This window comes from Streptomyces sp. NPDC050508 (assembly GCF_040655155.1).
In the GTDB taxonomy this organism is placed as follows: Bacteria; Actinomycetota; Actinomycetes; order Streptomycetales; family Streptomycetaceae; genus Streptomyces.
Window position 1 is genome coordinate 22,385 of sequence record NZ_JBFAJJ010000031.1, and the last position, 19,960, is coordinate 42,344.

Here is a 19,960-nt window from a genome sequence, read left to right on the forward strand (position 1 = left end):
CGGGAATTCGCGGTCGTTGCGATGCAGCGGTGGCGCGAGACCATGGTTTCGGATGCGTAGGGCAGATGCAAGGGCAGATGCACGTGCAGCTGACCGAATTGGACCCTCCCGTACCGCTTGTTGGCCATTTTTTCCGCCAACTTCACGCCGTTCTCACGCCCTGGCCTTGCTTCTTTCTGACATCTTCCTGGCAACTTCCTGTGAACAGCCGCCCCTTCTTTCCATTTCTGTAATCGAACGAGTACTGCTCGAAGTGTTTTAGTGGCAGACTGCGGCCCCTGAAGACGGTTGGGGAGGCTGGCGAACGTGAGCGCGGGAGAGCCCGGATCGGTGGTGCGGCGGATGCTGCTCGGCTCGCAACTCAGGCGACTGCGGGAAGCACGTGGGATCACCCGAGAGGCGGCGGGGTACTCGATCCGTGCTTCCGAATCCAAGATCAGTCGCATGGAGCTGGGGCGAGTGAGCTTCAAGACGCGGGATGTCGAGGACCTGTTGACGCTGTACGGCATCACGGACGAGGCGGAGCGCATCTCACTCCTCTCCCTCGCGAAGGAGGCCAACGTCGCGGGCTGGTGGCACAGTTACTCGGACGTCCTGCCCAGTTGGTTCCCCACCTATGTGGGCCTTGAGGGTGCCGCCTCCCTCATCCGCGCCTACGAGGTGCAGTTCGTGCACGGACTCCTGCAGACCGAGGCCTACGCCCGCGCGGTCGTCCGGCGCGGCATGAAGGGCGCGAGCGAGGCCGACGTGGAGCGGCGCGTGGCGCTGCGCCTGGAGCGGCAGAAGTACCTGGTGAACGAGAACGCACCGGACTTCCACATCGTCCTGGACGAGGCCGCGCTGCGCCGCCCGTACGGCGACCGCGAGGTGATGCGCGAGCAGCTCCAGCATCTGATCGAGGTCTCCGAACACCCCAACGTCCGGCTGCAGATCATGCCGTTCGGCTTCGGCGGTCACTCCGGCGAGTCCGGTGCCTTCACGGTCCTGTCCTTCCCGGAGTCCGATCTGTCGGACGTCGTCTACCTGGAGCAGCTCACCAGCGCGCTGTACCTCGACAAGGCCGAGGACGTCGCCCAGTACGAGAAGGCACTGAAGGAGCTCCAGCAGGACAGTCCGGGCCCGGACGAGAGCCGGGATCTTCTCCGGGGACTTCTCCAACTCTCTTGAAACACAAGTACGATGACGTGTGATCAGACCGTGATGATCGATGATCGGGTCTGCTGTTGATCGTGTCTGCTAGCGATTGAGGGATCACACATGTCGTCCTACTTCACCGACCTGGCTCAGCAGTACATCGACGGTGAGTGGCGCCCGGGCACCGGCTCCTGGGACATCATCGACTTCAACCCGTACGACGGCGAGAAGCTGGCGTCGATCACGATAGCCACGGTCGACGAGGTCGACGAGGCGTACAAGGCCGCCGCCCGGGCCCAGAAGACGTGGGCCGCGACCAACCCCTATACCCGCCGCGCCGTGTTCGAGAAGGCCCTGCGGATCATCGAGGACCGCGAGCAGGAGATCGCCGAGGTGATCGTCGCCGAACTCGGCGGCACGTTCCTGAAGGCCGGCTTCGAGCTGCACCTCGTCAAGGAGTTCCTGCGCGAGGCGATCCAGCTCGCGCTGCGTCCCCAGGGCCGGATTCTCCCCTCGCCGGTCGACGGCAAGGAGAACCGCGTCTACAGCCTCCCGGTGGGCGTGGTCGGCGTGATCAGTCCCTTCAACTTCCCGCTCCTGCTCTCCCTCAAGTCGGTAGCCCCCGCACTGGCGTTGGGCAACGGCGTGGTTCTCAAGCCGCACCAGAACACCCCGATCGTCGGCGGTTCCCTGGTCGCGAAGATCTTCGAGGACGCGGGCCTGCCGGGCGGTCTCCTGAACGTCGTCATCACGGACATCGCGGAGATCGGCGACGCGTTCATCGAGCACCCGATCCCGAAGGTCATCTCCTTCACCGGCTCCGACAAGGTCGGCCGGCACGTCGCGACCGTCTGCGCCTCGCAGTTCAAGCGTGTGGTCCTCGAACTCGGCGGCAACAGCGCCCTCGTGGTCCTCGACGACGCAGACATCGACTACGCGGTCGACGCGGCGGTCTTCAGCCGCTACGTCCACCAGGGCCAGGTCTGCATGGCCGCGAACCGTGTCCTGGTCGACCGGTCGATCGCCGACGAGTTCACCGAGAAGTTCGTCACCAAGGTCAAGTCCCTCAAGGTCGGCGACCCGCGCGACCCGGAGACCGTCATCGGCCCGGTCATCAACTCCTCGCAGGCGGACGCCCTTTCGGGTGTCGTCGAGCAGGCGATCGCGGAAGGCGCGACGGCCCTGGTCCACGGCACGACCACCGACAACCTGGTCGCGCCCTCGGTCCTCACCGGCCTCCCCGCCGACTCGGAACTGCTCCGCCAGGAGGTCTTCGGCCCGATCGCCTTCCTCATCCCGTTCGACGGCGAGGAGGAGGCGGTGAGCATCGTGAACGACACGCCGTACGGCCTGAGCGGTGCGGTCCACACCGGTGACATCGAGCGGGGCGTCAACTTCGCCAAGCAGATCGACACGGGCATGTTCCACGTCAACGACGGCACCGTCCACGACGAGCCGATCGTCCCCTTCGGCGGCGAGAAGGCCTCGGGCCTGGGCCGCCTGAACGGCGACACGATGCTGGACGCGTTCACCACCCTGAAGTGGATCTCGGTGCAGCACGGGCGGAGCGCGTTCCCGTTCTAGAACATGTACTCCCGACGGGCCATTGAGGACAGAACCTGACCTCGATGGCCCGTAGCTTCGTCGATGTCGGGCAGGGAGACGGGCTCCCCGCCGGCACCGGCGAAAGGCGACGGTCATGGTCACGCACGTACCCGCAGAGGCGCCCGGCGACGAGCGCGGAGCACTGCTCGCGTTCATCGAGGAGCAGCGCGGCGGCATCCGCAGGGCACTGCTCGGACTGACCGAGGAACAGGCCGCGAGCAGGCCCAGCGCGAGCGAACTCTCCCTCTCCGGCCTGCTCAAGCACTGCGCCGAGGTCGAGCAGGGCTGGATCGCGCGGGCGAAGCAGGAGCCGCCGGCGGTTCAGCGGGACGAGACCAACTGGCACGAGACGTTCCAACTGGTCGACGGCGAGACCGTGGAGTCCCAGCTCGCGTACTGGGAGAAGGTCGCCGCCGAGACCGAGGCGTACATCCGCTCGGTGCCCAGCCTCGACGACAGCTTCCCGCTGCCGGACCAGCCCTGGTTCCCCGAGGGGAGTGTCTCCGTGCGGTGGGTCTGCCTGCACCTGATCCGCGAGACCGCCCGGCACGCCGGTCACGCCGACATCGTCCGCGAGTCCCTCGACGGCGCCACCGCGTTCGAGCTGGTCGCGAAGGAGCGGGGCACCACCTGGGGCTGACCTCCCGGGTCCTACGCTGGCCCCATGTCAGCGATCCGTCTCCTCGTGCTCGGCGCGGTGCGCCAGCACGGGCGGGCCCACGGCTACCAGGTGCGCAACGACCTCGAATACTGGGGCGCGCACGAGTGGTCCAACGCCAAGCCCGGCTCGATCTACCACGCGCTCAAGCAACTGGCCAAGCAGGGCCTGCTGCTCGCCCACGAGGTCGCGCCGTCCACCGTCGGGGGCCCGCCCCGCACCGAGTACGAGATCACCGGCCGGGGCACCGAGGAGTACTTCCGGTTGCTGCGCGAGGCGCTGACGTCCTACGACCAGCAGATGGACGTCAAGTCCGCCGCCATCGGCTTCGTCGTCGACCTGCCGAGGGCCGAGGCGGTGGCCCTGCTGAAGGAGCGCACCGTGGCCATCGCCCAGTGGCGCGCCTCGGTCACCGAGCACTACATCCCCGAGGGCGGCCCCGAACAGCTCGGCCACATCGGCGAGATCACGAACCTGTGGGTCCACGCGGCCGACGCGGAGGCCGAGTGGACCCGGGGTCTGATCGAGCGCATCGAGGGCGGGGCGTACACCTTCGCGGGGGAGGGCGAACCGTTCGTCGGCATCCTGGCGGAGGGCGCGGAGAACCCGTACGCGACGGGGGAGCGGCATCCCGGGGACACCGATTGACCCCGCCCCGCCACAGGCTCAGTGGTGGAAGCCGGTGGCCGCCTCCTTGTCGCGGGTCAGGGGGTACGGCTGGTGCCGCAACTGCGGCAGCAGCAGCCCCAGGTCCTCCAGGAACAGCTCCGCCAGGTCCGCCGAGAACCCGTTGCGGCACACGATCCGCAGCACCGACAGGTCCTCCCGGTTCGCCGGGAAGGTGTATGCGGGCACCAGCCAGCCGCGCTCCCGCAGCCGCCGGGAGACGTCGAACACGTCGTACGCCGTGACGTCCGGCCCTGTCGTGAAGGCGAAGACGGGCAACTCGTCGCCCCGGGTGAGGAGTTTGAAGTCGCCGAGCGCCTCCACCCGCTCGGCGAGGCCGCGGGCCACGTCCCGGGTGGACTGCTGCACCGCGCGGTAGCCCTCGCGGCCCAGCCGTAGGAACGTGTAGTACTGGGCGACCACTTGGGCGCCGGGGCGGGAGAAGTTGAGGGCGAAGGTCGGCATGTCGCCGCCCAAGTAGTTGACGCGGAAGACGAGTTCCTCGGGGAGGGACTCCTTGTCGCGCCACAGGGCCCAGCCGACGCCCGGGTAGACCAGGCCGTACTTGTGCCCCGAGGTGTTGATCGAGGCCACGCGCGGGAGGCGGAAGTCCCACACCAGGTCCTGGTCCAGGAAGGGCGCGACCATGGCGCCGGACGCGCCGTCCACATGCACCGGGATGTCGAGACCGGTCCGCTCCTGGAGCGCGTCGAGGGCGGCGCACAGGTCGGCGATCGGCTCGTAGGACCCGTCGAAGGTGGAGCCGAGGATGCCGACGACACCGATCGTGTTCTCGTCGCACAGCTCGGCGGCGGCCTGCGGGTCGAGGTGGAACCGGTCGCCCTCCATGGGGACTTGGCGTGCCTCGACCTCCCAGAAGTTGCAGAACTTCTCCCAGCAGACCTGGACGTTGACGCCCATCACCAGGTTCGGGCGGGCCGCCGGATAGCGGTCCTTGTTGCGCTGCGTCCAGCGGCGCTTGAGGGCCATCCCGGCGAGCATGCAGGCCTCGCTGGAACCGGTCGTCGAACAGCCCACGGCGGCCGACGGATCCGGCGCGTTCCACAGGTCCGCGAGCATCGCCACGCAGCGCTTCTCCAGCTCGGCGGTGCGCGGGTACTCGTCCTTGTCGATCATGTTCTTGTCCCGGCACTCCGCCATCAGGACGCCGGCTTCCGGCTCCATCCAGGTGGTGACGAAAGTCGCCAGGTTCAGGCGGGAGTTGCCGTCCAGCATCAGCTCGTCGTGCACGATCTGGGCGGCCGTCATCGGCGCCAACGGCCCGTTCGGCAGCCGGTGTTTGGGCGGAGCCTCGGTCATGCCGCCGACCGGATTGGCGTCCCCGTAGAAGGGGTTAACGGACACGGGGCGCTCGTCGGGCTGCTCGGGACCTTTGTGCAACGGCATGGGCGTGCCTCCGATAAGGATCAATAGAACCAACGGCTACTAGCGAACCGGAGTTCCGTCAGCGCGCAACTGCATCTGTGGTCTCCCGGTCACCAGCAGCCAGGCCGGCAGCGAGCCGATGCACAGCAGGGCGAGGATCGCCGGCGAGGCCACCAGGACCGCGGCCGTGAACAGGCTCACCCAGCCCTGCCGGGTGATCGCGAGGAGCATGCCCAGCACGCCCGCCGCGATCGCCGGCGCCGGATCCACCGCCGGCACGACCGCGTGGGCGAACAGGCCGAAGGCGACGCCGATGAACACCGACGGGAAGATCCGCCCGCCCCGGAAGCCGCAGGACGCGGCGACCAGCAGCGCCGCCAGCTTCACCACCGTCATCGTCGCGAACCGCCCCGCCGACCAGCCCTCGGGATCGGCCGCGAGCACCCCGACCTCGTCCAGCCCCTTGAAGAGCGTCAGATGGCCGCCCACGGCCGCCAGAAGCCCCAGCACCAGCCCACCGGCCGGAAGCGCCAACATGGGGTGCCCGAGCCGGGAGAACGCCCTGTGGACGTACGGGAAGAGGCAGACGGCGGCCATCCCGAGCAGCGCGGCCAGCGGTGCCAGCACCAGGACGGCCAGCAGGTCGCCCCAGCCGGGCCTGCCGAACGCGGGCAGATGCAGGTCGAAGGTCGGATGGGCCACCAGGGTGGTCGTCATGGCACCCGCACCGGCCGCGGCGAGCGGCGCGAACACGTTGTCCCACAGGGCCCCCTTGGTGTTCCGCCCGGCCAGTGCCTCCGAGATGAGCAGCGCCGCCGCGACCGGCGTCCCGAACAGCGCCCCGATCGTCGCCGACTCGGCCAGCGCACCCCACACCCCGCCCGGCACCCGCGGCGCCAGCCTCCGCCCCGCCCACAGCGCGAGCCCCACGTTCACGGCGATGATCGGGTTCTCGGGACCCAGGCTCGGCCCGCCCGCGAGCATCAGCGCGGTCGCCAGGACGAGTCCCGGCAGCACCACAGGGGGCAGCGCTACGGCCTCCAGGCCCGTGGTCGCCGGATCAGGACCGGCGTGCCCGGGCACCTTCCACACCACCAGCCCGACCACGATGCCGGTGGCCGTCAGCATGACGAGCATCCACAGCACCGAGTACCGGCCGATGCCCAGCGCGTCGGGCAGGTTCTTCCACAGCACGTGCTGAAGCTGCTCGGCCGCCTCACTGACCCCGATGAAGAGCAGACTCGCGAGCACGCCCACGACCAGAGCGGGGACGATCAACGGCAGCAGGGTGCGCGCCGGGGTCGTAGGGGCAACGGGTGCCTGTTGCGCGCTGTCCTGGGCCACGGGCTCACCATAAGCGGGCAAAACGGACCCAACATCTCGGCAGTGCAGGGCTTGCACCTCACGTGACGTGAGGCCTCAGCGTGGAGTGCGGACACAAGAAGGGAGCGGAAAGTGAGCTACTCCGTAGGACAGGTCGCGGGCTTCGCCGGAGTCACCGTGCGCACGCTGCACCACTACGACGACATCGGCCTCCTGGCCCCCGGCGAGCGCAGCCACGCAGGCCACCGGCGCTACAACGACACCGACCTCGACCGGCTGCAACAGATCCTGTTCTACCGGGAACTCGGCTTCCCGCTCGACGAGGTCGCGGCCCTGCTCGACGACCCGGAGACGGACCCGCGCGCGCACCTGCGCCGCCAGCACGACCTGCTGACCGCCCGGATCGAGAAGCTGCAGAAGATGGCCGCGGCCGTGGAGCACGCCATGGAGGCACGCACGATGGGCATCAACCTCACCCCCGAGGAACGCTTCGAGGTCTTCGGCGACAAGGACCCCGAGCAGTACGCCGAGGAGGCCGAACAACGCTGGGGCGGCACCGAGGCCTACGCCGAGTCACAGCGCAGGGCCGCCCGCTACACCAAGGCCGACTGGAAACGCCTCCAGGCCGAGGTCGACGACTGGAGCGAGCGCTACGCCACCCTGGTGACCACCGGCGAACCCCCCACCGCCGACGCGGCGACGGCCCTCGCCGAGGAACACCGCCTGCACATCGACCGCTGGTTCTACGAGTGCTCCTACGAGATGCACACCTGCCTCGCCGAGATGTACGTCTCCGACGAGCGTTTCAAGGCGTTCTACGACGCGATGGCCCCGGGCCTGGCCGAGCACCTCAAGGACGCGATCCTGGCGAACGCGTCCCGGCACACCGCCTCCTAGAAGTCCCTGGAAGCCCGACCTGGCCCGGGGTGCCGCTACTCCCGGGCCAGGACCACCGCCGTCCCGTAGGCACACACCTCGGTGCCCACGTCCGCCGCCTCGGTCACGTCGAAGCGGAACGCCAGGACGCCGTTGGCCCCACGCGCGCGTGCCTGCTCGATGAGCCGCTCCATGGCCTGGTTGCGGGTCTGCACGAGGGTCTTGGTGAGCCCCTTCAGCTCGCCGCCGACCATCGACTTCAGACCGGCGCCGATCTGGCTGCCGAGATGCCGTGAGCGCACGGTCAGCCCGAAGACCTCGCCGATCACCTGCTCGACCCGGTACCCGGGGATGTCGTTCGTCGTCACGACCAGCACATCGGCCTGCGGCCCCTGGCCGCCGCCGTATTCGTCGATACCCATGGCTCACAGCTTTGTCCTACGAGATGCACAGTGCATCCTGGAGACACCGGTGGAACCTGGGACGGACACATGGCGTTGATAGCTTTGTGCGGCCTTGCCTCGACGCCGTATCCCTCCACCCCTCAGGAGCCCGGAACCGTGATGACGCTCGCCCTCGGCCCGAGCTGGCTCGATCCGAACACCATGCTCGACCGGTTCGGTATCTGGGGCCTTCTGCTCGTGGTCTTCGCGGAGTCCGGCCTGCTCATCGGGTTCTTCCTGCCGGGTGACTCCCTGCTGTTCACCTGCGGCCTGCTGATCACCGCGGGCACCCTCGACTTCCCGCTGTGGGCGGCCGTCGCGCTGATCTGCGTCGCCGCGATCCTCGGCGACCAGGCGGGCTACGTCTTCGGCAAGAAGGTCGGCCCCTCGCTCTTCAACCGCCCGGACTCCCGCCTCTTCAAGCAGGAGAACGTGGTCAAGGCGCACGAGTTCTTCGAGAAGTACGGCCCCAAGTCCCTGGTCCTGGCCCGCTTCGTACCGATCGTCCGCACGTTCACGCCGATCGTCGCCGGCGTCAGCGGCATGAAGTACCGCTCGTTCCTCACGTTCAACATCATCGGCGGCGTCCTGTGGGGCGCGGGCGTGACCCTGCTGGGCTCCTGGCTCGGCAACATCGCCTTCGTCCACAAGAACATCGAAGCGATCCTCATCCTGATCGTCTTCGTCTCGGTCGTCCCGATCATCATCGAGTTCCTGCGAGCCCGCTCGAAGGCCAAGAAGGCCCCCCGGGGCCCCGGCGACCAGCCCGCCGACCCGGCCGCGACCCAGCCGTTCCCGGTGATCATGGACGACTCGACGACGCAGCTCCGCCGCATCGACGAGCCCCAGCAGCAGCCGCAGCAACAGCAGAACAACGGCTACGACCAGTACTACGCCCAGCCCCAACAGCAGCAGCCGTACCCCCAGCAGACGTACCAGCCGCAGCAGCAACAGCCGTACGGAAACGAGCAGTACGGCAACCAGCAGTACCCCCCGTACGACAACCAGGGCCAGGGGCAGGGGTATTCGCAGAACGGCGGCTATCCCCAGGGCTGACTTCTCGGGCGTAGGTCAGAACCCCCTGGTCCGCTTGGCAGCCCGCCGGGCCCCCGCCGAAGCCCCCGGAACCCGCAGGAACAACCGCGAGATCTCCGACCCCAGATTGACCCCGATGGCGATGGCCATGGCGAGAGACGCCGCCTTGGCCAACGACACCAGCCCCTTGTCGACCTCGTTCTGCGCGATCGCCAACAGCCCGAAGTAGGTAGCGGAACCCGGCAACAGGGGCCCGATCGCAGCCGTCGTGTACGGCAACGCCGACGCGAACCGGTACCGCGACAGCAACTGCCCGAACAACCCGACCAACCCCGCCGCAACAGCCGTAGAGGCAACCGGCGAGATCCCCGCGACGAAGTCCATCGCCCCGTACACAGACCAGGCGACACCCCCGTTGAGGGACACGAGCAGCACGGTGGATCGTTCCTGCTGCAAGAGCACCGCGAAGGTCAACGACAACAGGACGGACGCGCCGATCTGCCAGAACGGCCGGTCGGAGTTGCCGAGCGCCACGTCCGGATTCAGTTGCGCGCCGAGTTTCACACCGAAGTACAGGACGATCAGGACGCCGGCCACGATGCCGACGAAGAGGTACATGACTTCGAGGAGCCGCGCCGCCGCGGTGATGTAGAAGCCGGTCAGCCCGTCCTGTACGCCCGCCACCAGCGCCCGCCCGGGCAGCAGCGCGAACAGCCCACCGGTGATGACCGCGGAGGCCTTCACGTCGACGTTGGCGACCGTGAGCGCGACCCCTATCGCGGCCGGCGGCATCGCGGCGACCGTGAACTGGTAGAACTCCGGCAGCCCGCGCCCCGCGCACAGCCACGCCAGCCGGTCGCCGAGCATCGCGCCGAGCGCGGCGGCGAAGAACACGATGACGTCACCGCCGACGAGCACGGAGGCGGCACCGGCGAGCAGCCCACTGGCGGAGGTCAGCACCCAGCCGGGGTACGGGTGCCGGTTGCGCCGCATCTCCGCGAGCCGCCGGTAGGCGTCCTCCAGGGAGAGCGCGGTCTCCGGGTCGCTGAGGTCCTGGACCAGCCGGAACACGGCCGCGAGCCGCGTGTAGTCGGTGCCCCGGCGTCGCACGGTCCGTGACGCGGTCACCGGATCGTCCACCAGGGAGGGCTGGTACGAGATCGACAGCAGGGTGAACGTGACGGTCGGCTCGCAGCGGTCGAGGCCGTAGGAGCGGCAGACCGCGAACATCGCCGCCTCGACGTCCTCCGCGCCCTCCCCGCCCGCGAGCAGCAACTCGCCGATGCGGAGCGTCAGATCGAGCACACGCGGTACGGCGGGACCGCTGTCGTCCGGCTTCTGCACCGGCTCCGGCGCGGGCCGCTCGGCCACCGGCATCCGCAGCATCGTGCGCATCCGGTCCTGCCAGGGCACGTCCTTCGTCAGACTGACGAGGGGGATCCCGGTCGGCGGCGTGAAGGCGGGCGGAGCCTCTCTGGCGCTGTAGGTGCTGGGCGGACTGAACGCCGACCCCTCCGACTCGTCGACGGCCGGCACCGCCACGTCGAGCCCGCGCGGAACGGCGAACTCGGACGTCGTGGACGACTCCCCGTCAGCCGCCGCGACGCCCGAGGGTGCGGTGAACGCACTCCTGACCTCGTCCGACTGCGGCTTGCGGTCCTCCGCTTCCGTCACTCCGTAGCACTCCCTGTACGACACCTCCGGTGATCCTCAGTATGAGCACAGACATGGAAACAGGCCGCACGCGTGTGCGTGCGGCCCGTTCACAAGACCAGAGGGCTCAGTGGCCGCCCTGCTCCTTGAGTCGCTTGTACGAGCGCTCGATCTCCGCCTCGGCGTCCGTCCGGCCCACCCAGTTGGCACCCTCGACCGACTTGCCGGGCTCCAGGTCCTTGTAGACCTCGAAGAAGTGCTGGATCTCCAGGCGGTCGAACTCCGACACGTGGTGGATGTCACGCAGGTGCTCCACACGCGGGTCGGACGCCGGGACGCACAGCAGCTTGTCGTCGCCGCCGGCCTCGTCGGTCATCCGGAACATGCCGATCGCGCGGCACTTGATGAGGCAGCCGGGGAAGGTCGGCTCCTCCAGGATGACCAGCGCGTCGAGCGGGTCGCCGTCCTCGCCGAGAGTGTTCTCGACGAAGCCGTAGTCGGCCGGGTAACTGGTCGAGGTGAAGAGTCGACGGTCCAAGCGGATCCGACCGGTCTCGTGGTCCACCTCGTACTTGTTCCGCGAACCCTTCGGGATCTCGATCGTGACGTCGAACTCCACCGGTGGCTCCTCCATGATCAGCACATAGTTCTGGTGGTTAAGTGTCCCTCACGCAGGTGTGTGATCGCGAAAGGGGCTGGTGGTCGTGCCGGAGCTGAGGCCTTGGCAGGCCGCGAGACCGCATGTGGCGCGGGTCGCGCGAGCCGTCCGGCCCCGTCTCAAGCGGGCCGCGCAATCCGTGAAACCGCAGGTCACACGGGTCACACAAGCCGTGAAGCCGCAGGTCACGCGGATCGCCGAAGCCGCGAAACCACAGGCCGCGCGGCTCACCGAAGCCGTGAGACCGAAGGTCGCCCGGCTCGCCCGATCCGTGTCACCGCAGGTCGCGAAGTTGCCGCGGCCGAACGAAACCTGGCGGTTCACCGCCGTCGCCGCCACCGCCGGGATGGCGCTGGCAGCCGGTGTGGTGACCGCCGCCGGTCCCTGGGACTCCTCGGGTCAGCGTACGGCCGAGCGGGACTACGCAGCCGCACAGGAACAGTCAGGTGGCGTAGATCACGGCCGTAATTCCGATACGTCCGCCAAGGCGCCCCGCCCCGCGCCCAGCGCCGCATCCGTCCTCGTCGGACTCGGGGGCTCCGCCAGCACCGTGAAGTCGGCCCCGACCGGCACGGCCCTCGCGGACGTCCTCACGCCCCTCCTGGGCAACTCGGCGCTCGGCACCCGCCACACGGCCGCCGTGGTCGACGTCTCGACCGGCAAGCGCCTCTACGGCGTCGGCGCGGACGACGCGTTGACCCCGGCCTCCACGACGAAGATCGCCACCGCCGTGGCCGCCCTCTCCGCGATGGGCGCCGACCACCGCTTCACCACCCGCGCCGCCCTGGAGCCCGACACCAAGGAACTCGTCCTGGTCGGCGGCGGCGACCCGACCCTGACGGCCCACCAGGACGCCGAGGGCTGGGCGAGCCTGCGCACGCTCGCCGACAGCACGGCGGTCGCCCTGAAGAAGCGCGGCGTGCACGAGGTGACGCTGTCGTACGACAAGACCCTGTACGCCGGTGCCGAACTCCACCCGATCGGGGACAACGGGAACCTGGCCCCGGTCAGCGCCCTGATGGCCGACGAGGGCCGTACGGACGACTCGACCAGCGGCCCGGTCACGCGCGTGACGGACCCGGCGGGGGACGCGGCCAAGAAGTTCGCGGGCTTCCTCCAGCAGCACGGCATCAAGACGACATCGCCCGGCCCCTCCAAGGCGACCGGCCGCGCCGTCACCCTCGCCACGGTCTCCTCGCCCCCGCTGTCCGACATCGTCGAACGGATGCTGACCAACAGCGACAACGACATCGCGGAGGCCCTGGCCCGCCAGACCGCCGTCGCGACGGGCAAGCGGGCCGACTTCGACGGCGGCGCCGCTGCGATCCAGGCCCAGCTGACGAAGCTTCAACTCCCGGTCAAGGGCGCGGTGTTCAACGACGGCAGCGGCCTGAACCGCGACGACCGCCTCACCGCCGACCTTCTGACCGCCCTCCTGGTCAAGGCCGGTTCCCCGGCCCACCCCGAACTCCGCCCGGTCCTCACCGGCCTCCCCGTCGCCGCCTTCACCGGCACCCTGACGACCCGCTACACGGACGCGACGAGCGCGGCGGGGGTGGTCCGCGCCAAGACGGGCACCCTGACGGGCGTAAACACGCTGGCGGGCACAGTCGTCGACAAGGACGGCCAACTCCTGGCCTTCGCCTTCCTGGCCTCCAACACGACAAGCGCCCTGGAGGCCCAGGCAGCCCTGGACCACACGGCAACGGCGTTGGCGGCCTGCGGCTGTTCCTGAGAGGGCTGGCCTGGCTGTGGGCAGGCGTTCCGCAAGGCGGAACGGGTGGGCACAGCCATCGACACCGGGCGCCCGCGCAACAGACGTCCACCTGACCGACCGTCGCGGCCTGCCCCAAGCGGGAGCGACCACGTACGGTTGACGCATGACGAGCATCGGTGGTGCCGAGATGGTCGACTGGAATCTCGCGGTGGCGACCGCGACCCGACTTGTGCGGCCGGGCCCCGAGGTGAGCCGTGACGAGGCCCGGGCCGTCGTCGCGGAGCTGCGCCGGCATGCGAAGGCCTCGGAACAACACGTCCGGGGCTTCACCCGGATGGGTACGGACGACATCCACGACACCCCGATCCTGGTCGTCGACCGCCCCGGCTGGGTGCGGGCGAACGTCGCCGGGTTCCGGGAGATCCTCAAGCCGCTGCTCGACAAGATGCAGGAGCGGCGCGGCAACACCCCGGGCGGCGCGGTCTTCGGCGCGGTCGGCGGCAAGGTGACCGGCGTCGAGCTGGGCATGCTGCTGTCGTTCCTGTCCTCGCGCGTGCTCGGCCAGTACGAGACGTTCGCCCCGGCGAGCCGCGAGCTGCCGGCGGGGGCGAAGGGCGGGCGGCTGCTGCTGGTCGCGCCGAACATCGTGCACGTGGAGCGCGAACTCGACGTGGAGCCCCACGACTTCCGCCTGTGGGTGTGCCTGCACGAGGAGACGCACCGCACGCAGTTCACAGCCGTGCCCTGGCTGCGTGACCACCTGGAGGGCGAGATCCAGTCGTTCTTGGGGGAGACCGAGGTCGACCCCATGACCGTCCTGGAGCGCATCCGGGAGGCCGCCCAGTCGTTGGCCGGTGGCCGGCCCGAGGGCGAGGAGGACGACGACAGCGGTCGCTCCCTCGTGGAGATCGTGCAGACGCCCGCCCAGCGGGAGATCCTCGGCCGCCTCACCGCCGTGATGTCCCTCCTGGAGGGGCACGCCGACTTCGTGATGGACGGTGTCGGTCCGGACGTGGTGCCGAGCGTCGCGGAGATCCGCGAGAAGTTCCAGCAGCGTCGCGCGAAGGGCGCCTCCCGGCTGGACTCGGCGCTGCGCAAGCTGCTCGGCCTCGACGCCAAGCTCCGGCAGTACCGGGACGGCGAGCGCTTCGTGCGCGCGGTCGTCGACCAGGTCGGCATGGACGGCTTCAACCGTGTGTGGACCTCCCCGAACACGTTGCCGACGAAGACGGAGATCGCCAAACCGGCGGACTGGGTCGCGCGGGTGCACCGGAAGACCGAGTCGTGAACCTGCCGTAGGCGTGGTGAAACGAATCCGGCCTACGGCAGGCGAACGCCCCTGTAATCACCCGTCTGAGGGACCGTGAGCGATGGATAGGCGTGCAATGCTCGGGGAACGCCCCGGTTCTGTCACCATCTACACACTCTGAGTGACCGAACCTCGGGCCAACCCCCCGAAAACTTCATGAAGGGAACCGGACATGGGTCCCCATCCTGCGGTCGCGGCGATACGCCTGGCGGTCCGCCGCGTCCTCCACGACATCCTCACCGACCACGAGGCCCTGCAGACCGCCGGCGCCTCCCGGCACACCTCGCACGAGCGCCCGCCCTCGCCGCTCGTGCTCGTGGCGTGCTCAGGCGGCGCCGATTCCATGGCGCTCGCCTCCGCCCTCGCCTTCGAAGCACCCAAACTCGGCATCCGGGCCGGCGGCATCACCGTCGACCACGGCCTGCAGGCCGGCTCCGACCTCCGCGCCGACGAAGTCGTCCTGCGGCTGCGCGAGCTGGGCCTGGACCCCGTCGAGGCCACTTCCGTGACCGTGGGCCGCGAGGGCGGCCCCGAGGCAGCCGCCCGGGACGCCCGTTACGCCGCCCTCGACGCCTGCGCCGCCCGCCATGGCGCCGCCGCCGTCCTGCTCGGCCACACCCGCGACGACCAGGCCGAAACCGTCCTGCTGGGCCTCGCCCGCGGCTCCGGTATCCGCTCCCTGTCCGGAATGGCCGCGGTCTCGGGGGCCGACGGCCGTTACCGCCGCCCCTTCCTGCAGCTCGACCGGCAGACCGCCCGCAAGGCCTGCATGGTCCAGTCGCTGCCCGTCTGGGACGACCCGCACAACGCCGACCCCGCGTACACACGTTCCCGCCTGCGCCACGAAGGCCTGCCGGCCCTGGAGAAGGCGCTCGGCAAAGGCGTCGTAGAAGCGCTCGCCCGTACGGCACAGCTGTCCCGGGACGACGCCGACGCCCTCGACACCTGGGCCAGCCAGGCCGAGGCCTCCGTGCGCGATGCCACGGGCCTCCTGGAGTGCGCCAAGCTCTACGCCCTGCCGCCCGCCGTACGCCGTCGCATCCTGCGTCGCGCCGCCATCAAGGCGGGCGCCCCGGCCGGTTCGCTGTTCGCCCGTCACATCGAGGAAGTCGACCGCCTGATCACCGGCTGGCGCGGCCAGGGAGTCATCAATCTCCCGGGCAAGGTCGTCGCCCAGCGCCAGGGTGGCAGACTGGTGATTCGGCAAGGCTGAATCGACACCCCCTCCGGGCCTCCGGGGGCGGGGCCAGGTAGTAGCCGGTTGGACGACCGAAAGTGATGCGGGTGGACGCGAAAGACATGGGTGACGACCTCCAGTCGGTGCTCATCACCAAGGAAGAGATCGACGCGAAGCTCGTGGAGCTCGCCGCGAAGATCGACGCGGAGTACGCGGGCAAGGACCTGCTGCTCGTCGGCGTCCTCAAGGGCGCGGTGATGGTCATGGCGGACCTCGCCCGGGCGCTGTCCACCCCCGTCACCATGGACTGGATGGCCGTGTCGTCGTACGGCGCGGGCACCCAGTCCTCCGGTGTCGTGCGGATCCTCAAGGACCTCGACACCGACATCAAGGGCAAGCACGTCCTCATCGTCGAGGACATCATCGACTCCGGTCTGACGCTGTCCTGGCTGATCTCCAACCTCGGCTCCCGGGAGCCCGACTCGTTGAAGATCTGCACCCTGCTGCGCAAGCCGGAGGCCGCCAAGGTCGCCATCGACGTGGAGTGGGTCGGCTTCGACATCCCGAACGAGTTCGTCGTCGGATACGGCCTCGACTACGCGGAGAAGTACCGCAACCTGCCGTTCGTCGGTACGCTCGCGCCGCACGTCTACGGCGGCTAGAGCCACTCGGCCCAAGCCCTGTAAGACGATCGGGAACCCCAGCGGGTTTCGCGCCGTTGGAGCATGCAGACGCGTCTCCCAGCCGTCCCGTGCGACTTCGGGCAACATGGCTGGGGTACGGTCAGAAGAACTGTCTTTATCAAACTCACTATGGCAGGAGGGACGGAGCGAATTCGCTCCGTATGGATGGACGTGAAGCGATACTTCCGTGGGCCGGTCATGTGGATCGTGCTGGCCGTCCTTGCCGTGGTCGTGTTGATGCAGGTCGTCGGCTCGTCCGGCGGCTACAAGACGGTGGACACCGGCCAGGTCGTCCAGGCGATCAATGACAACAAGGTCGAGTCGGCCAAGATCACCACCGGCGACGAGCAGACCATCAAGGTCACGCTCAAGAGCGGCGTGAAGGTCGACGGCAGCTCCAAGATTCAGGCGAGCTACATCGGCGACCAGGGCGTGACCCTCGCGGGCACCCTGCAGACCAAGTACCAGGACAAGCAGATTCCGGACGGCTACACGGTCTCGCCGACGAAGCAGAACGCTTTCGTCGGGATTCTCCTGTCGCTGCTCCCCTTCGTCCTCATCGTGGTCGTCTTCCTGTTCCTGATGAACCAGATGCAGGGCGGCGGCTCCCGAGTCATGAACTTCGGGAAGTCCAAGGCCAAGCTCATCACCAAGGACACCCCGAAGACGACGTTCGCGGACGTCGCGGGCTCCGACGAGGCCGTCGAGGAACTGCACGAGATCAAGGAGTTCCTCCAGGAGCCGGCGAAGTTCCAGGCCGTCGGCGCCAAGATCCCCAAGGGCGTACTCCTGTACGGCCCTCCCGGCACCGGCAAGACCCTGCTGGCGCGCGCCGTCGCGGGCGAGGCCGGGGTGCCCTTCTACTCGATCTCCGGTTCCGACTTCGTCGAGATGTTCGTCGGTGTCGGTGCCTCCCGAGTCCGTGACCTGTTCGAGCAGGCCAAGGCGAACGCCCCGGCGATCGTCTTCGTCGACGAGATCGACGCGGTCGGCCGCCATCGCGGCGCCGGCCTCGGCGGTGGACACGACGAGCGCGAGCAGACGCTGAACCAGCTGCTCGTCGAGATGGACGGCTTCGACGTCAAGGGCGGCGTGATCCTCATCGCCGCGACGAACCGGCCCGACATCCTCGACCCGGCCCTCCTGCGCCCCGGCCGCTTCGACCGCCAGATCGCGGTCGACCGCCCGGACATGCAGGGCCGTCTGGAGATCCTCAAGGTTCACCAGAAGGGCAAGCCGGTCGCACCGGACGTCGACCTGTCGGCCGTCGCGCGCCGTACGCCGGGCTTCACCGGCGCGGATCTGAGCAACGTCCTCAACGAGGCCGCTCTGCTCACCGCCCGAGGCAACCGCAAGCTGATCGACAACTTCATGCTGGACGAGGCGATCGACCGTGTGGTCGCGGGCCCGCAGAAGCGGACTCGGATCATGTCGGACAAGGAGAAGAAGATCACCGCGTACCACGAGGGCGGACACGCCCTGGTCGCGGCGGCTTCCCCGAACTCCGACCCGGTCCACAAGATCACGATCCTCTCCCGAGGCCGTGCTCTGGGCTACACGATGGTCCTGCCCGAAGAGGACAAGTACTCGACCACGCGCAACGAGATGCTGGACCAGCTCGCCTACATGCTGGGTGGCCGCGCGGCCGAGGAACTGGTCTTCCACGACCCGACCACGGGCGCCGCGAACGACATCGAGAAGGCCACTGCCACGGCCCGCGCGATGGTCACGCAGTACGGCATGACCGAGCGCCTCGGCGCGATCAAGTTCGGCGGCGACAACACCGAGCCCTTCCTGGGCCGGGAGATGTCGCACCCGCGCGACTACTCGGAAGAGGTCGCCGCGCTCGTCGACGAAGAGGTCAAGAAGCTCATCGAGAACGCGCACAACGAGGCCTGGGAAATCCTGGTCGAGAACCGTGACGTGCTCGACGCGCTCGTGCTCCAGCTGCTGGAGAAGGAGACGCTGAACAAGGAGCAGATCGCCGAGGTCTTCGCTCCCATCGTGCGGCGTCCGGCCCGTCCCTCGTGGACCGGCTCCTCCCGTCGTACGCCGTCCACCCGCCCGCCGGTGCTCTCCCCCAAGGAGCTGTCACTGACGAACGGATCGAACGGCGCGGGTCCCGCGATCACCGCCGGAGCGACCGCCGAGTCCTCTCCCACGCTGGAGAAGGCCCCGGAGGAGCGCCCCGAGAACTGACGCGAGCCTCACACGGCCCGAAATGGATGCCGCGTCCCCCTGGTCTTAGCCTGGGGGACGCGGCATTTTCGTTTTGCCCGCAGCTGAGGCGTGTGTCCCGCACACGCGCGACCCGCACAGGAACGAGGCACGACATGACCGACCCCGTGACGCTGGACGGCGAGGGAGCGATCGGTGATTTCGACGAGAAGCGCGCTGAGAACGCCGTACGCGAACTGCTGATCGCGGTCGGTGAGGACCCGGACCGTGAGGGGCTGAGGGAGACGCCGGGGCGGGTGGCGCGGGCGTACAGGGAGATATTCGCGGGGTTGTGGCAGAAGCCCGAGGACGTGCTGACGACGACGTTCGACCTCGGGCACGACGAGATGGTCCTGGTGAAGGACATCGAGGTCCTCAGCTCGTGTGAACACCATCTGGTGCCGTTCGTCGGGGTCGCCCATGTCGGGTACATCCCGTCCAGCGACGGCAAGATCACGGGGCTGTCGAAGCTGGCCCGGCTGGTGGACGTCTACGCCCGTCGGCCGCAGGTGCAGGAACGACTCACCACGCAGGTCGCCGACTCCCTGATGAAGATCCTGGAGCCGCGGGGTGTCATCGTCGTCGTGGAGTGCGAGCACATGTGCATGTCGATGCGGGGTGTGCGGAAGCCCGGCGCGAAGACCATTACGTCGGCGGTGCGGGGGCAGTTGCGGGATCCGGCGACGCGTAATGAGGCGATGAGTCTCATCATGGCTCGCTAGGCGCTCCGCTGGATGGACCGGGGCGGGTCGTCTGTCGGGTGCGGGTCCGTCGTGGCTGGTCGCGCAGTTCCCCGCGCCCCTTCAGGGCGCTCAGCTGACCGGTGTCGCCCCGGCACTGTGGCTGGTCGCGCCCACGCGGCGGAGCCGCATTTAGACACAGCCCCGCGCCCCTTTGGGGCGCCCTCGCTTCAGGGCGCTCTCAGGTGACCGGTGTTGCCCCGGCCGTGTTGTTGTCGTCGTCCTCCGGGAGTTTGCAGACTCGCTCCAGGAAGATTGCGGCGACTATTACCGCGATGCCTGCCAGGACCGAGAAGCCGGCGTAGATGGCCTGGTCGCGGCGGGCCGGGATGTCCAGGGACTCCAGGAGATAGGCGCCCGTGCCGCCGTACATGCCGGAGACGAGGGCGGCCACCAGGGCGCTGGCCTGGCCGAAGACGACCGCGCGGGCGGCCATCAGGGGGTCGACTCCCTTGGCGCCGGGGCGGCGCTCGCGCTGGGCCTTGAGGCGGGCGCGCAGCGAGAGCGCCGTGGCCAGCAGGACCACGGCGATCACGGCGAGGACGATGGGCGCCGCCAGCGGGACGCTCGGCAGGGTCCCCACCGCGCTCCACAGGCGGGCGCCCGCCCAGGACAGCACTCCGGCGATCACGAACACGCCGGCCAGCATCCTGATCCGCAGCTCTCTCACGGTGTCCCTT

General features: G+C 69.0%; 18 protein-coding genes. 12 read left to right on the plus strand and 6 right to left on the minus strand.

Features of this window, described 5'->3' with window-relative positions; all coding sequences use genetic code 11:
* Positions 1-342: 342 nt before the first annotated feature.
* From AB0I69_RS45955 to AB0I69_RS45970, 4 genes are all read left to right on the plus strand, one after another.
* The gene (locus AB0I69_RS45955; RefSeq protein WP_363101861.1) at positions 343-1,167 is read left to right on the plus strand and encodes a helix-turn-helix transcriptional regulator; all 825 of its coding nucleotides are present in this window, start codon (positions 343-345) and stop codon (positions 1,165-1,167) included.
* A gap of 90 nt (positions 1,168-1,257) precedes the next feature.
* Positions 1,258-2,718 carry an aldehyde dehydrogenase family protein gene (locus AB0I69_RS45960; protein WP_363101812.1) on the plus strand — a complete coding sequence of 487 codons (1,461 nt, stop codon included), beginning with the start codon at positions 1,258-1,260 and terminating at the stop codon, positions 2,716-2,718.
* A 115-nt stretch (positions 2,719-2,833) separates the two neighbouring features.
* Complete coding sequence (locus tag AB0I69_RS45965) at positions 2,834-3,379, plus strand: DinB family protein (protein ID WP_363101813.1); 546 nt, start codon at positions 2,834-2,836, stop codon at positions 3,377-3,379.
* 24 nt (positions 3,380-3,403) lie between these two features.
* Positions 3,404-4,045, plus strand: a complete 642-nt coding sequence (locus tag AB0I69_RS45970) for a PadR family transcriptional regulator (RefSeq protein ID WP_363101814.1) — start codon at positions 3,404-3,406, stop codon at positions 4,043-4,045.
* An 18-nt stretch (positions 4,046-4,063) separates the two neighbouring features.
* Here the strand turns inward: AB0I69_RS45970 and AB0I69_RS45975 are convergent, their stop codons facing one another.
* Together AB0I69_RS45975 and AB0I69_RS45980 are read right to left on the minus strand one after the other, a co-directional pair.
* Positions 4,064-5,470 carry a glutamate decarboxylase gene (locus AB0I69_RS45975; protein WP_363101815.1) on the minus strand — a complete coding sequence of 469 codons (1,407 nt, stop codon included), beginning with the start codon at positions 5,468-5,470 and terminating at the stop codon, positions 4,064-4,066.
* 39 nt (positions 5,471-5,509) lie between these two features.
* Entirely contained in the window at positions 5,510-6,793 is a 1,284-nt protein-coding gene (locus tag AB0I69_RS45980) for an ion channel protein (protein ID WP_363101816.1), read from the minus strand.
* A gap of 111 nt (positions 6,794-6,904) precedes the next feature.
* Here AB0I69_RS45980 and AB0I69_RS45985 point away from each other — a divergent pair, with 111 nt between their 5' ends.
* Complete coding sequence (locus AB0I69_RS45985; RefSeq protein WP_363101817.1) at positions 6,905-7,669, plus strand: MerR family transcriptional regulator; 765 nt, start codon at positions 6,905-6,907, stop codon at positions 7,667-7,669.
* Between the two features lie 35 nt (positions 7,670-7,704).
* On the opposite strand, the gene AB0I69_RS45990 is transcribed toward AB0I69_RS45985, so the two are convergent.
* Complete coding sequence (locus AB0I69_RS45990; protein WP_363101818.1) at positions 7,705-8,070, minus strand: YbjQ family protein; 366 nt, start codon at positions 8,068-8,070, stop codon at positions 7,705-7,707.
* Positions 8,071-8,208: 138 nt separating this feature from the next.
* Here AB0I69_RS45990 and AB0I69_RS45995 point away from each other — a divergent pair, with 138 nt between their 5' ends.
* Positions 8,209-9,147 (plus strand): VTT domain-containing protein, encoded by a 939-nt coding sequence (locus AB0I69_RS45995; protein ID WP_363101819.1) that lies wholly within the window; start codon positions 8,209-8,211, stop codon positions 9,145-9,147.
* Between the two features lie 15 nt (positions 9,148-9,162).
* On the opposite strand, the gene AB0I69_RS46000 is transcribed toward AB0I69_RS45995, so the two are convergent.
* Both AB0I69_RS46000 and AB0I69_RS46005 read right to left on the minus strand, forming a co-directional pair.
* The gene (locus AB0I69_RS46000) at positions 9,163-10,800 is read right to left on the minus strand and encodes a threonine/serine exporter family protein (RefSeq protein WP_363101820.1); all 1,638 of its coding nucleotides are present in this window, start codon (positions 10,798-10,800) and stop codon (positions 9,163-9,165) included.
* A gap of 106 nt (positions 10,801-10,906) precedes the next feature.
* Positions 10,907-11,398, minus strand: coding sequence for an inorganic diphosphatase (locus AB0I69_RS46005; RefSeq protein ID WP_019070224.1), 492 nt, complete (start codon positions 11,396-11,398; stop codon positions 10,907-10,909).
* A gap of 79 nt (positions 11,399-11,477) precedes the next feature.
* Between AB0I69_RS46005 and dacB the strand changes: the two genes are divergently transcribed.
* From dacB to folE, 6 genes are all read left to right on the plus strand, one after another.
* The gene (dacB, locus tag AB0I69_RS46010; RefSeq protein ID WP_363101821.1) at positions 11,478-13,172 is read left to right on the plus strand and encodes a D-alanyl-D-alanine carboxypeptidase/D-alanyl-D-alanine-endopeptidase; all 1,695 of its coding nucleotides are present in this window, start codon (positions 11,478-11,480) and stop codon (positions 13,170-13,172) included.
* A 145-nt stretch (positions 13,173-13,317) separates the two neighbouring features.
* The gene (locus AB0I69_RS46015) at positions 13,318-14,442 is read left to right on the plus strand and encodes a zinc-dependent metalloprotease (RefSeq protein ID WP_363101822.1); all 1,125 of its coding nucleotides are present in this window, start codon (positions 13,318-13,320) and stop codon (positions 14,440-14,442) included.
* A gap of 193 nt (positions 14,443-14,635) precedes the next feature.
* On the plus strand, positions 14,636-15,676 hold the full coding sequence (tilS, locus tag AB0I69_RS46020; protein ID WP_363101823.1) for a tRNA lysidine(34) synthetase TilS: 1,041 nt from the start codon (positions 14,636-14,638) through the stop codon (positions 15,674-15,676).
* Positions 15,677-15,741: 65 nt separating this feature from the next.
* Positions 15,742-16,302 (plus strand): hypoxanthine phosphoribosyltransferase, encoded by a 561-nt coding sequence (gene hpt / locus AB0I69_RS46025; RefSeq protein WP_019070220.1) that lies wholly within the window; start codon positions 15,742-15,744, stop codon positions 16,300-16,302.
* 186 nt (positions 16,303-16,488) lie between these two features.
* Complete coding sequence (gene ftsH / locus AB0I69_RS46030) at positions 16,489-18,522, plus strand: ATP-dependent zinc metalloprotease FtsH (RefSeq protein WP_363101824.1); 2,034 nt, start codon at positions 16,489-16,491, stop codon at positions 18,520-18,522.
* Positions 18,523-18,656: 134 nt separating this feature from the next.
* Positions 18,657-19,262: a GTP cyclohydrolase I FolE gene (gene folE / locus AB0I69_RS46035; protein WP_363101825.1), complete on the plus strand. Its 606-nt coding sequence runs from the start codon at positions 18,657-18,659 to the stop codon at positions 19,260-19,262.
* A 199-nt stretch (positions 19,263-19,461) separates the two neighbouring features.
* On the opposite strand, the gene AB0I69_RS46040 is transcribed toward folE, so the two are convergent.
* Positions 19,462-19,950: a DUF3180 domain-containing protein gene (locus AB0I69_RS46040; RefSeq protein WP_363101826.1), complete on the minus strand. Its 489-nt coding sequence runs from the start codon at positions 19,948-19,950 to the stop codon at positions 19,462-19,464.
* Between the last annotated feature and the right edge of the window lie 10 nt (positions 19,951-19,960).

Excerpts from the sequence above, each read along its gene's own strand:
- folE (WP_363101825.1), top strand. The coding sequence starts at position 18,657 with ATGACCGACCCCGTGACGCTGGACGGCGAGGGAGCGATCGGTGATTTC.
- AB0I69_RS45975 (WP_363101815.1), bottom strand. The coding sequence starts at position 5,470 with ATGCCGTTGCACAAAGGTCCCGAGCAGCCCGACGAGCGCCCCGTGTCC.
- AB0I69_RS45990 (WP_363101818.1), bottom strand. The coding sequence starts at position 8,070 with ATGGGTATCGACGAATACGGCGGCGGCCAGGGGCCGCAGGCCGATGTG.
- AB0I69_RS45970 (WP_363101814.1), top strand. The coding sequence starts at position 3,404 with ATGTCAGCGATCCGTCTCCTCGTGCTCGGCGCGGTGCGCCAGCACGGG.
- AB0I69_RS45965 (WP_363101813.1), top strand. The coding sequence starts at position 2,834 with ATGGTCACGCACGTACCCGCAGAGGCGCCCGGCGACGAGCGCGGAGCA.
- AB0I69_RS46015 (WP_363101822.1), top strand. The coding sequence starts at position 13,318 with ATGACGAGCATCGGTGGTGCCGAGATGGTCGACTGGAATCTCGCGGTG.
- ftsH (WP_363101824.1), top strand. The coding sequence starts at position 16,489 with ATGGACGTGAAGCGATACTTCCGTGGGCCGGTCATGTGGATCGTGCTG.
- AB0I69_RS45955 (WP_363101861.1), top strand. The coding sequence starts at position 343 with ATGCTGCTCGGCTCGCAACTCAGGCGACTGCGGGAAGCACGTGGGATC.
- tilS (WP_363101823.1), top strand. The coding sequence starts at position 14,636 with ATGGGTCCCCATCCTGCGGTCGCGGCGATACGCCTGGCGGTCCGCCGC.
- AB0I69_RS45960 (WP_363101812.1), top strand. The coding sequence starts at position 1,258 with ATGTCGTCCTACTTCACCGACCTGGCTCAGCAGTACATCGACGGTGAG.
- hpt (WP_019070220.1), top strand. The coding sequence starts at position 15,742 with ATGCGGGTGGACGCGAAAGACATGGGTGACGACCTCCAGTCGGTGCTC.